At 40.3% G+C, this 12,272-nt stretch carries 12 protein-coding genes; 6 read left to right on the plus strand and 6 right to left on the minus strand.

From position 1 onward, the window contains the following. Positions 1-10 precede the first annotated feature (10 nt). Entirely contained in the window at positions 11-511 is a 501-nt protein-coding gene (locus JJE29_02615) for a DNA-deoxyinosine glycosylase (GenBank protein MBK5251521.1), read from the plus strand. A 62-nt stretch (positions 512-573) separates the two neighbouring features. On the opposite strand, the gene JJE29_02620 is transcribed toward JJE29_02615, so the two are convergent. After that, a complete protein-coding gene (locus JJE29_02620) occupies positions 574-1,593 on the minus strand; it encodes an alpha-hydroxy-acid oxidizing protein (protein ID MBK5251522.1) in 1,020 nt (339 codons plus the stop codon). Positions 1,594-2,019: 426 nt separating this feature from the next. Here JJE29_02620 and JJE29_02625 point away from each other — a divergent pair, with 426 nt between their 5' ends. Then, positions 2,020-3,879 (plus strand): DUF4153 domain-containing protein, encoded by a 1,860-nt coding sequence (locus JJE29_02625; GenBank protein MBK5251523.1) that lies wholly within the window; start codon positions 2,020-2,022, stop codon positions 3,877-3,879. A gap of 56 nt (positions 3,880-3,935) precedes the next feature. Further along, entirely contained in the window at positions 3,936-4,286 is a 351-nt protein-coding gene (locus tag JJE29_02630; GenBank protein MBK5251524.1) for a metallopeptidase family protein, read from the plus strand. 118 nt (positions 4,287-4,404) lie between these two features. On the opposite strand, the gene JJE29_02635 is transcribed toward JJE29_02630, so the two are convergent. After that, positions 4,405-5,961: an ABC-F family ATP-binding cassette domain-containing protein gene (locus JJE29_02635; GenBank protein ID MBK5251525.1), complete on the minus strand. Its 1,557-nt coding sequence runs from the start codon at positions 5,959-5,961 to the stop codon at positions 4,405-4,407. A gap of 213 nt (positions 5,962-6,174) precedes the next feature. Between JJE29_02635 and JJE29_02640 the strand changes: the two genes are divergently transcribed. Together JJE29_02640 and JJE29_02645 are read left to right on the plus strand one after the other, a co-directional pair. Further along, positions 6,175-7,365 (plus strand): SAM-dependent methyltransferase, encoded by a 1,191-nt coding sequence (locus JJE29_02640; protein MBK5251526.1) that lies wholly within the window; start codon positions 6,175-6,177, stop codon positions 7,363-7,365. Then, positions 7,365-7,589, plus strand: coding sequence for a hypothetical protein (locus JJE29_02645; protein MBK5251527.1), 225 nt, complete (start codon positions 7,365-7,367; stop codon positions 7,587-7,589). Before JJE29_02640 ends, JJE29_02645 begins: the two co-directional genes overlap by 1 nt. Before the next feature lie 86 nt (positions 7,590-7,675). Here JJE29_02645 and JJE29_02650 read toward each other — a convergent pair whose 3' ends face one another. The 4 genes from JJE29_02650 to JJE29_02665 are packed head-to-tail and all read right to left on the minus strand — an operon-like array spanning position 7,676 to position 10,698. Further along, positions 7,676-8,611, minus strand: a complete 936-nt coding sequence (locus JJE29_02650; protein MBK5251528.1) for a pyruvate ferredoxin oxidoreductase — start codon at positions 8,609-8,611, stop codon at positions 7,676-7,678. Between the two features lie 11 nt (positions 8,612-8,622). Further along, a complete protein-coding gene (porA, locus tag JJE29_02655; protein ID MBK5251529.1) occupies positions 8,623-9,804 on the minus strand; it encodes a pyruvate ferredoxin oxidoreductase in 1,182 nt (393 codons plus the stop codon). 1 nt (position 9,805) lies between these two features. After that, positions 9,806-10,123, minus strand: coding sequence for a 4Fe-4S binding protein (locus tag JJE29_02660; protein MBK5251530.1), 318 nt, complete (start codon positions 10,121-10,123; stop codon positions 9,806-9,808). Continuing rightward, positions 10,123-10,698, minus strand: coding sequence for a 2-oxoacid:acceptor oxidoreductase family protein (locus JJE29_02665; protein MBK5251531.1), 576 nt, complete (start codon positions 10,696-10,698; stop codon positions 10,123-10,125). The genes JJE29_02660 and JJE29_02665 overlap by 1 nt, the downstream gene beginning before the upstream one ends. 155 nt (positions 10,699-10,853) lie before the next feature. Between JJE29_02665 and JJE29_02670 the strand changes: the two genes are divergently transcribed. Further along, the gene (locus JJE29_02670; protein MBK5251532.1) at positions 10,854-12,260 is read left to right on the plus strand and encodes a sigma 54-interacting transcriptional regulator; all 1,407 of its coding nucleotides are present in this window, start codon (positions 10,854-10,856) and stop codon (positions 12,258-12,260) included. The last annotated feature ends 12 nt before the right edge of the window (positions 12,261-12,272 follow it).

Here is a 12,272-nt window from a genome sequence, read left to right on the forward strand (position 1 = left end):
GAGGTGCCACATGAGTAGAATAAAAGCTTTTGATCCCATTGTAGGAGAAAATCCCCGAGTTTTAATATTGGGGACAATGCCGAGTGTAAAATCTCTTGAACATGAAGAGTATTATGGGCATGGAAGAAATCAATTTTGGAAAATAATGGGCGATTTATTCGGATTTGAGCGCAATGACGACTACGAACTGCGTAAGCTCAGATTGATTGAAAAAGGCATCGCAGTTTGGGACGTCGTTTTTTCCTGTGAACGGAAAGGGAGTCTGGACAAGGATATTAAGAACGCTGAATATAACGATGTAATCGGTTTCATAAAGGAGCATCCATCGATAATTAAGGTTGTACTAAATGGCGGAAAAGCAAGAGACATATACAAAAAACGATTTGAACCATATCTTCCGGATGTTGAGATTATTGCGTTATATTCAACAAGTCCTGCCAATGCCATTTCATACGAAAGAAAATTTGGCCAATGGAAAAACTCGGGGATTGTGAGGGGGAATGAAAATTGAGCAACTTGAAAAAATACGGGACAACAGAAAGATATGTTGTAGAGGCAACAATGTATCCTGAATTATTTTGATTTGTAAAGCAACGAACTGCCTTTTTCCTTAAGATCCTGCAGGTTTGAACAGCCTGAAAGCAGCATAGACTGTACGAACTGGTATTTTATCTTTTCTATATATTCTCCCACTCCGTTTTTCAAGTCGCCCATGGCGTTTGTGGTAAAGGGTCTTCCTATAAGAACTGCATCTGCGCCGAGTGCCATCATCTTCAGCATGTCGAAACCTGAACGAACACCTCCGTCAACAAGAACAGGAACTCTTCCATTTACTGCGTTGACAATTCCGGGCAAGGCTGAAACGGTGCTTCTCGAGTGGTCGAGTATTCTGCCTCCGTGGTTTGAAACAATTATTCCTGCAACTCCCATATCTACGCACTTATCAGCTTCATCGGGATCCATTATGCCTTTGATAATCACTTTAAAAGGAAGTCTTTTTATCAATTCTTTGTATTGGACTGCATTGCGGGTTGGCATGCTGCCTCCGTTTACCTTAACATTTATAAGGCCAATAGAATCTATGTCCATTCCTATATACTCGCATCCAATAGCCTTTGCTTTTTCGAGCCTTTCCAGCAATAATTCGTCTTCCCATGGTTTTATAAAGGGAATGCCTTCCCCATCGGCATCTCTTATAGCTTTTAATCCTGCTTTTAAAACATAATCTTGCGGACCATCACCGGTACACCCGATTATTCCTTTCGATTTGCACCCGTCTACTATAGCTTTGGCGTACTCATACTCGGCAACAGTTTTGCTCATGTTGAACGATGCTCCGCCTAATGGAGCGGCAAGCAGTGGGAAAGATAGGTTGAAACCGAATAATTCAATTGATGGATCGGGTTCGGTTTCACAGGACATTACCTTCATATTGATTTTATATTCTTTGAGGTCGCTTACATTCGTGATGAATGATGATCCGCTTCCAACACCGCCCATGCCTGGAACTTGGCCGGCACAAGCCCTACCATCGCAAATCGGGCATACATTGCAGAAGCCCTTCATGTTTTCCAATGCTTTTTCCCTGTTCATATATACTCCTTTGAAATAGCTTGTTTATTGTTATGTTCATTACAGTAAAGATGTGTGTATTGACTGACAAAAGGTATGTTTAATTTGAGCGTAATATAATCTTATCATTGCATTGCGGATTGTCAATAAAAGAGGCAGAGAAACTGCTTTTGATGGAGTATAATAATTAAGTATGGGATAATAAAGAAGGCAAACAAATAATAAAGTTGATGCCTGATTATAGTAGTCTAATGCTGTTTTGAGTGTATTTTGATTCCCGTAAAACCAATAGGGTATTTTAATAAGTGAATAGGTTGCATAACGCTTTGCATCTTGAGTAGTTATTGGAAACAAGCGGTTTGAAAATAAAAAAGTATTTGCACGTGTGATATGCTTGAATCATAGGTTTTATTCAAATTAATCGTATTTAAATTAGGGGGTGGCAAAATGAATGCTTTCACAAAATCCATTATGAGAATCTACAAAGGCTCGATAGAGGCCTTCCAAACATTTCCGGCATCAATTGCAAGCGCTTTGGCTTTTGCAATTGTTACAATGGTAAGGATACAGCTTGATTGGCCCGAACAGGAGGCATATAATTTCCTATTCAACTGCCTTCACTGGGCATTTGCGCTTGGAGCCATATTCGGGTTGGCGTCAATAACGTTTGCTCAGAGCCGCAGCAATAATGCAAAGTCTTTCAAGACTGCAAATCTGCTTGGACTTTTGGTTGTTGCGGGTGCGTTTGCCACGCTTTATTTATTCGGAGCTGGAGATGCTGCAACCGAAACGACGCGGTTTTTAAGGGTTTCAGAAATTGCTTCGGTGCGGGTTTTAGCCGCATTGATTGTGAGCTTTTTGGCTTTTATAGTTCTTGCAGGCTTTCCAAAAGAAGAATCTGATTTTGCTCAATCGTTTTTTATGACCCACAAGGCCTTTTTCATAGCGGCGATTTATGGAATAGTAATAATGGGCGGAGCTTCCGGTGTAGCAGGCGCCATTCAAGCCTTGCTTTACAATGATATGAGTGAAAAGGTATATATGTATATTGCTACAATAGCCGGTTTCTTGGCTTTCACAATTTTTGTGGGATATTTCCCTGATTTTCGCAAAGGGAAAACCGATGAACACCGCAATATTGCCCAAAAGCAACCGCGCTTTGTTGAAATTCTGTTTGAATTCATAATGGTTCCAATAATAATAGCTATGACTGCGGTTCTTATTGCTTGGTCGGGGCGTACTATTATTACGGGCGACTGGCCTCCATTTGAAGAGCTCTCGAGCATTGCTACAGCCTATGCGTTTGGGGGGATATGGCTCCATGTGATGGTGACGCATGGAAAATCGGGATTGACCAAATTCTATCGAAAGGTTTACCCGATTGCGGCAATTGTTATTCTCGCTTTCGAGGCATGGGCAATCATGGATCAGCTTGGCAGGTTTGGTCTTAAAACAATCGAATACTATTTTATATTGACATGGATAGTCGCTGCTTCTGCTTCGGTTTTTTTGCTTTTAATGAAGGGAAAAGCACATAGAGCAATCGTTTTCGTCATATGTGCCGTGATTATAGTTTCAGTTTTACCTGTAGCGGGATACAATGTTTTGCCTGTAAATATGCAGGCCAACCGATTGGAGGGCTTGCTTGAAAACGAGGGGATGTTTAAGGAGGGACAGATTGTTCCTGCAAATGATGAGCCGAAACAGTCTGTTATGGAATCCATTACGGATTCGGTAATCTTTATTGCCAGTGCAGATGATGCGGATTTACCGGGATGGTTTGATGAGCGACTTGCCGAGAAAAATGTTTTTGAGGAGAAATTGGGATTTAAGCAGATTTGGCCTGAGAATGACAATTATTATAGTGGGAAGGGAACATATATGGGAACATCACTTTTCTTGACCCGCGAACCCATAGATATAGAAGATTACAAATGGGCATTTAATGATATTAGTCTCTATGATGGAGAAGAGGAATCAGTCAGTTTAAATGGCGAAAGAGGCGTGTATAGATTCTATTGGAGAATGGGAAGAGACAGCGAGATTCCATCGCTTGAAATAACATTGGATGGTGCGACAATTATCAATGAAGACATGAATGATTATTTAGACCGCATATTGGAAGAATATCCAATTGGGAGCAGAGAGAAGCAAGAAACTCCGTTAAAGGATATGAGCATGAGTATTGAAACCCCTGAGGCAGAAGTGCTTTTGGTTTTCAGACATGTTGAGGCAAATGTAGATCCACAAGATGACATTATCAATTATTGGATTGATTTAGATGCAGTATATTTCAATGAAAAGTAAAAGATTTATGAAATAGTATTTCCGGAGGAGGCGATTGAGTGGTATCTTTGGAAGAAATGGAATCTATTCTGGATGAAGTAACAGTCGGGTTTCCACAGGAACTTTTCAAGGAATTGAATGGTGGGATTCTGCTTTTTCCGGAAACGAAACATAATCCGGTAGGAAGGAAGAATGATCTTTTCATATTGGGAGAGTATCATAGAGGCGGAAACATGGGCAGGTATATAGTCATATACTATGGATCTTTCATGAAGGTGTACGGTCGGCTCGAAAAGGAAGCCTTGAGAGGCAGGTTGATTCATACACTGAAACATGAATTTACCCATCACCTTGAATCACTTGCGGGTGAAAGAGGACTTGAAATTGAAGATGCACGGTATTTAGAGAATTATTTGAGAAAAATTTAGATGTAAAAGCGGATCGACATGAAATAAAAGAATTTTGAAATCTTTGGCAAAGGACTGCATGCGTGCATGCAGTCCTTTGCTTATTTTAATTGAATGAATATCAAACTATCAATGAATATCAAACTATCTTGGTTGTCCAGTTTTCGACATTCCAAATGTCGGTGACCCAGTCGCTGTAGAAGCTGGGTTCGTGGGAGACAATTAAAATGGTACCCTTGAATTTGATCAGCGCTTTTTTTAATTCTTCTTTGGCTTGGCTGTCAAGATGGTTTGTGGGTTCATCCAAAACGAGCCAATTTATGTTCTTGAGCATAAGCTTGCATAATCTGACTTTCGCGTTTTCTCCGCCGCTTAGAACTCTCATTTGGCTTGTTATATGTTCATTATTTAGTCCGCAGCCTGCAAGTGCAGAACGTACCCCTCTGTTTTCCATGGAAGGGTATTCTTTCCATATTTCTTCGAGCGCTGTATTTGAATTTGCGAGGTTTGATTCTTGCTCGAAATATCCGGGTGATAGAAATTCTCCTGGATATATTTTGCCCGAGAATGGCTTGATAATTCCAAGCATCGTCTTTAGCAGGGTTGATTTACCCAGACCGTTTACACCGGTGATGGCGATTTTCTTGTTTCTCTCCAATACGACATCGACAGGTTTTGTAAGTGGTTCATCATATCCCAGAACTAGATTCTTGGCTTCAAAAATAAATCTGCCGGGTGTGCGAGCTTCTTTGAATGAGAAGGATGGCTTTATTTTTTCCCTGGGTTTGTCAATTATTTCAATCTTGTCAAGCCTTTTCTGCCGGCTGTTTGCAATCCCTCTTGTCGCGACACGTGCCTTGTTCCTGACGATGAAATCCTCCAGCTTGTTTATTTCCTGCTTTTGGCGTGCATAGGCCTTTAGTTGTTGTTCTTTTCTTGCGGCATGCATTTTCTCGAATTGTTCATAATTTCCAGAGTATCTTGTAAGACTTCCATTTTCAACATGATAGATCACATTGACTACCTCATTTAGAAAGGCTACATCATGGGATATCAAAAGGAAGCTGTTGTCGTATTCCTGCAAATACCTCTTTAGCCATTCTATATGCTCAAAGTCGAGGAAGTTTGTAGGTTCGTCAAGAAGCATTATCGTGGGGTTTTGGAGTAGCAACTTTGTCAGCAGTACCTTTGTCCGCTGGCCTCCGCTTAGAGCAGATACTTCTTTCTCTAATCCAACGTCACCAAGTCCCAATCCGTTGGCAACCTCTTCTATTTTAGCGTTAAGCATATAAAAGCCGCTATGTTCAAGGAAGTTTTGTATCTCTCCCACATCTTCCATCAATATTTTAAGTTCTTTTGGATCGGCAGCTCCCATTTTTTCGTAAATGGAAAGCATTTCAGCTTCCATGTCGAACATGCCTTGGAAGGCTTCCTCAAGCACGTTTCTTATGGTTTTGCCCTTCTTGAGGACAGAATGCTGGTCGAGATATCCTACGGTCGCTCTTTTTGACCACTCTATCCTGCCTTCATCCGGGGTGACTTTGCCTGTTATTATATTGAGGAAGGTGGATTTTCCTTCGCCGTTGGCGCCTATAAGTCCTACATGTTCGCCCTTTTGGAGTCTGAAGGAAGCTTCTCCAAGAATTTTTCTTGCACCGAAACCGTGGGAAACATTGTCTGCTGTCAATACACTCATTTGAATCTCCTTTAACAATAAAGCTATTTTTTTGTACTTTTATATATTATCCATTTTATGCAGAACTGTCAAAGCAATTTAGAATTGATGAAAAGAAGAAATTAATTAATTATTTAAGAAAAGTATGGCATAATTAATTTAGACGGATGCTTGATTGAATATATTTAAAAACGTAGCTTTGCATGGACAAAATGTGAAATGGGAGAGTAAAATATGAATACATTGTCAACATACATTTTAAATATAGTATCAAATTTACCATACAAGATGGTTATAAGCAGTCCTGCCCAAAAGACGGCACAATACAGGAAAATAGTAATAGGTCTCAAGAAAGGCTATTACCAAGTGGAAAAGTATACACAGAAACAGGTGTTTCATGAAAACATTGAACATGAATCGATTGCGAGTTATTGCGCCAGATTGCTTTCAAGTGAATATAGAGAGCTTAACGCTTGGGACGAAAACTATAAATACAATATCAAGATATCGAAAAAAGGAAAGGTCTTTTTCGGGAAATCAAAAGAAATAGATTCGCCTTCGCTATCTCTTGAGCACAATAGAAAGAAAAAATATATTCTTGCGGAAGGCAAGACCATAGAACCGTTGATAGACATGGGGATATTCACGAAGGATGGGAAGATAGTCAATTCTATGCAGGACAAGTACAGGCAAATAAACCGGTTTGTTGAAATCATAGACGATGCGATTAGGGGAAGAGAAACAAAGAAGCTTAATGTAATAGATTTCGGATGCGGGAAATCCTATCTGACCTTCATTTTGTATTACTATTTTACGGAAATAAAAGGCATAGAAGTGAACATGGTCGGGCTCGACTTGAAGGAAGACGTAATAGAAAAATGCAATTTGACAAGCAAAAAATACGGGTACGGCAAGCTGCATTTTGAAGTTGGAGATATCAATGGTTATAAAAGCCCTGAGCCGGTGGACATGGTGATTACTCTGCATGCCTGCGACACAGCAACGGATTATGCTTTATACAATGCAATCAAATGGGATGCCGAAATGATATTTTCCGCGCCTTGTTGCCAGCATGAACTTAATTCTCAGATGAAGAGCGATGCGTTCTCGATATTGACCCGTTACGGATTAATAAAGGAGCGGGTGGCTGCGCTTTTTACCGATTCGATAAGGGGGAATTTGCTTGAATATTGTGGATATAAAACTCAGCTGCTCGAATTTATCGACTATGGACACACGCCAAAGAACATAATGATAAGAGCAGTAAAGTCGAACATGCCCCAAAAGCGTCGAGATGAAGTGCTGAGTGAGGTTGTGCGTATTAACGAAGAGTTCAGTCTTAGGCCAAAATTGCTTGAACTGCTTAAAGATGGTAATATGATAACGGTTTCAGAGATGGAAAAGAGCAAAGGAGGTATGGAATAATGAAAATGTTTCGAATAGAAATTCAAGATGAATTTGAAGCCGACATTTTTGCCAATATCCTTGCCGAAGAGGGGATTCCCCATTCGGTAACGGGCAATGAAAGTTTGGTGTATGATGGGTTATTTAAAATGACTATGGGTTGGGGTCATGTTGAAATACCTGAAGAATACAAGGAAAAAGCCTTGGAACTCCATAGGAAATACAAGGAATCCATTTCAGAGTGACATAAGATCATTCAAATATGCAATTAAGAAGGGACCGGCTGTTTGCCGGTCCCTTTGGTATGGGGGTGTTTATTTGTTTGGCCTTATTATAGTTCTCCGCACTTCTTGAGAAGCGATTCCCATTTTCTGTCGACTTTCTTCTGGATGTCTGCAATCAAGTGCTCGTTGCCCGGTTTGAAAAGATGCTTGAATCGTCCTTGAGGTTTTAAATATTCTTCTATTGGAAGTTTGTTTTTCGGTTTGTAAGTTAGCTTCCATTCGCCGTTGACTACTTCGAAAAGTGGCCAGAAACATGTATCTACTGCAAGCTTGCAAATTTCCATTAATTCTTCAGGTTCATATCTCCAACCTCTGGGACAAGGTGCTAATACGTTTAAGAAAGCGGGTCCTTTAGTATAGATTGCTTTCTCGGCTTTTTCGTGGATATCTTTGAAGTTGCCCATGAATGTTGTTTGGGCAACGTAAGGGATTTCGTGAGCAACCATGATTTGAGATAAATCTTTTCTGAATTGTTGCTTGCCAGGTACAACGGTACCTGCTGGAGTAGTTGTTGTATCCGCATACTTTGGAGTTGCAGAAGAACGTTGTATGCCTGTGTTCATATAGGCATTGTTGTCATAGCATACATATACCATATCATGACCACGTTCCATCGCACCTGACAACGATTGGAAACCGATATCATAGGTTCCACCGTCTCCACCGAAAGTGATGAATTTATATGTTTCGTCAATTTTGTTTTTGCGACGAAGGGCGTTATATGCCGCTTCTGCACCGGAAATAGTAGCTGCAGCGTTTTCGAATGCATTATGGATAAAAGAGTCTTTCCATGCAACATACGGGTAGGTGAAGGTTGAAACCTCAAGACAACTTGTTGCTGATCCAATGACAGCTTTATCATCTTCCTTTAATGCACGCAGTACAGCTCTGACGGCCAAAGGAGCGCCACAACCGGCACACATTCTATGGCCACCTGTCAGTCGTTCGGGTTTGTTCATTACTTCTTTAAATTGATATGCCATATTATCCACTCCTATTCTCGGACGCCGAGGTAACGATAAGCCTCGCCCTGATTTTTACCATCTTTTATAGCAAGCAGTTCATTGAATATGGATTCGATGTGAATAGTTCTAACATCACGTCCACCCAGACCATAAATATAGCTGATTGTCTTTGGCGGATTAGGAAGATCATAAAGTGCTGTGCGGACTTCAGCAAATACAGGTCCGCCGATAGTGGAAAAACCGTCATGACGATCCATTACAGCGATAACCTTGACATTTTTTAAAGCCGCAGCAATTTCCGCATCCGGAAAAGGTCTGAATACTCGTAGTTTTAGTAGGCCAACTTTTTTGCCGGCTGCTCTCATTGTATCAATTGCATCTTTCGTAGTTCCGGCAGCAGAGCTGAGAACGATAATGGCAACTTCAGCATCATCAAGTTTGTAAGCTTCAAAGAACTCATAGGGTCTACCTGTCATTTCGCCAAATTCTTTTCCAATGGCTGAAATTATTGCTTTTGCATTTTTCATGGATTCCAATTGGTTTCGCTTGTGCTCGATGTAATATGCTGGACTATCGTAGGGACCTATGGCAATAGGCTCTTTGGAGTTCAGCATATATTGTTGTGGTTCATATTCGCCAACAAAATCTTTGACTTCTTTATCCTCAATCAATTCGATATTTTCAACACCATGAGATGTGATAAAACCGTCCTGGCAGACCATTACGGGCAGTTGTACATCCGGGTGCTCGCCAATTCTAAAAGCTTGAATGAAATTATCGTATGCTTCTTGATTGTTTTCTGAATAAATTTGAATCCATCCTGAATCTCTAGCACCCATTGAGTCGCCGTGGTCGCAATTTATGTTGATTGGTCCAGTCAGGGCTCTGTTGACACAGGCGAGGGTGATGGGTAATCTGGCGGATGCCGCCACATATAAAATTTCGTGCATCAAAGCCAAGCCTGCTGATGAAGTTGCAGTTACAGTTCTTGCGCCTGCAGCCTGTGAACCCATGCATGCGCTAATGGCACTGTGTTCCGATTCTACAGGTACAAATTCAGTATCAACTAATCCATTTGCTACAAATTGTGAAAAATATTGTGGTATTTCAGTTGATGGCGTTATTGGAAAGGCAGCCATAACATCTGGGTTAATCTGCTTCATTGCAGTTGCAATTGCTTCGTTACCGGACAATCTATCTCTAATTCCCATGTTATCCCTCCTTCTTCTCGTCTTTGATAAAATCGATAGCATCAAAAGGACATGCTTTTGCACATATTCCGCAACCCTTGCAATGATCGTAGTCAAAATCTAATCGTTTTTTGTTTTCGACTGGGATAGCTGAATCTGGACATACGGGAACACAAAGTAGGCATTGTTTGCACTTGTCTGCTTTGAAAATTGGAATCATAGTTCTCCAATCACCTGTTTTAAAAAAATGAGCGTTGCCAGATTGTGCAATCGTGCCTCCTGGGGTGATATCTTTCCAGCTGATGCTTTCATTGATATTTACGGGATTATTTTTGCTCATTATTTAGCCACCTCCTGCATTGCTGTCTTGAGTGCGGCCATGTTGCCGCTTATGACTTCAGGCTTTGTAGCAAATTTATGATTGAATGAACCCTCCATTGCTTTGAGGAAGGTAGTTTCTTTCATAATCCCACTTACCTTTACAACTGCACCTAGCATTGGTGTGTTTGGAAAGTTTCGGCCAAGAGTTTCTTCGGAAATCTTTCGTGCATCAATAGTGTAAATACGTCCATCGAAATTTTTGATTTTAGATTTTATTTCTTCTACAGATTTTGGAGTATTGATGATAATAGCTCCTTCGGATTTTAAACCGGCTGTAACATCGACCGTCATAAGCAATGTTTCGTCAACGACAACAACAAAATCCGGTTCGTAAATATTGGAATGTACTCTAAGGGGAACATCACTGATTCTGTTGTAGGCTGTAATTGGAGCCCCCATTCTTTCCGGACCGTATTCAGGAAAGCCTTGAACAAAATTGCCTGTGATGAATGCTGCATCCGCCAACAAGAGAGAAGCGGTTTTTGCACCTTGACCGCCTCTTCCATGCCAACGTATTTCTGTAAGATTTGACATTCGGTATACCTCCTTTAAATTTATTAATTATATATGCAAAAATGATGCCAAACTTACATTGGTGTATTTCCAAGGATGTCGTTGAATAGCAAAGTTTAATTTGTTAGAATAAATGTTATAATAACAATGAAATGTTAGAATATTGGAGGATTATAATGTATAGAAAATTGTCGATCGAAATTGCGGATAGCGTCATGAACAAGTCGAATGATGGAATTAACGTTGTTGACAGGGAAGGAATTTTGCTTTATGTAAACAAGGTATCGGCTGACTATGCAGGATACTCTATAGAAGAAATGGTCGGCAAGCATATTTCTCGCTACTATCCGATGGCTGTTCTCCTTAAGGTTTTAAAAGATCGCCAGCCTATTTTAGAAAAGCGAATCCATTATGTAAAAAGTAAAAGGTATGTGGTAAATTCTTATCCTTACTATTTGCAAGGCGAATTTGCAGGCGCTTTCTCAATATTTCGGAGCGTTAAGGAAATCGATGAGCTGAACAAGAAAATTAAATATTTGGAATTGCAGTTGGAGCTTAACTCAGTCGTAAATAGTGTTCAGTCAATTATAGGCAAAGATGGAAGCCTTAGTGATGTAATAAAGCAGGCCAGAAGGACGGTAGGATCACTGGGAGGGCCCCGGCATTCGATAATAATTGGAGAATCGGGAACAGGGAAAACCATGGTTGCAAGTATGATCTATAATTATGCCAAGGACATAGGCGTAATAAGCCAAGATGCTCCGTATATTGAGATAAACTGTGCTCAATTCACAAATTCGGATATCGCAGCCGTTGAAATATTCGGAAGCGAAGAAGGAGCATATACAGGTTCGAAAAGAAAAAAAGGCCTTTTTGAGCAGGCAAATGGAGGTATTTTGTTTTTGGATGAGGCACATGCTCTTGAACACTATCAAAACTTGTTGCTAAAGGCAATTGAAACGGGAAAAGTACGCCGCGTGGGCGGATCGAGAGAACACAGGGTTAATGTGATTGTAATAGCGGCCTCTACAAGAAATCTTAAAATGGAATTGCTTCCGGAGCTCTACCAAAGGCTTGCGCAATATGAAATTTATATTCCATCGCTTGAAGAAAGGAAGTATCGGGAAAAAAGCCAATTGTTGGACTATTTTGTCGAGAGGTATCAGGAAGCGGTAAAAAATCTTCATGAAATCAACTATAAAGTTGTAATTCCGCCCGAAGTTAGAGAAATTCTTCTTAATGCCCACTATCCGAGGAATATTAGACAGATGAGAGATGTCATAAATTATAGCATCGACTCTGCATCGCCTTTAATTGACGATATAGATCTTGCAAACGATATAACAACTACAGTAAGGCTTAAGGACCTGCCGTTTGAATTGATAGACAGGGAAGAGGGGGATAATACTGGGAAAATAGATAAGACTGTTGAAAGGCTTATTGACAATTATAAGACAGAAGGAATGGGCGCACGAAGAATTTCAAAGGAACTCAAAAAAATCGGACATAATATAGAGTATTACCAAGTTGCGTATTTTATGAAGAAAAAAAAGGATTCCGGAAAAAACGAATCACCATTTTAATAGTTGGACATA

The organism is Peptostreptococcaceae bacterium (assembly GCA_016649995.1).
Taxonomy (GTDB): domain Bacteria; phylum Bacillota; class Clostridia; order Peptostreptococcales; family BM714; genus BM714.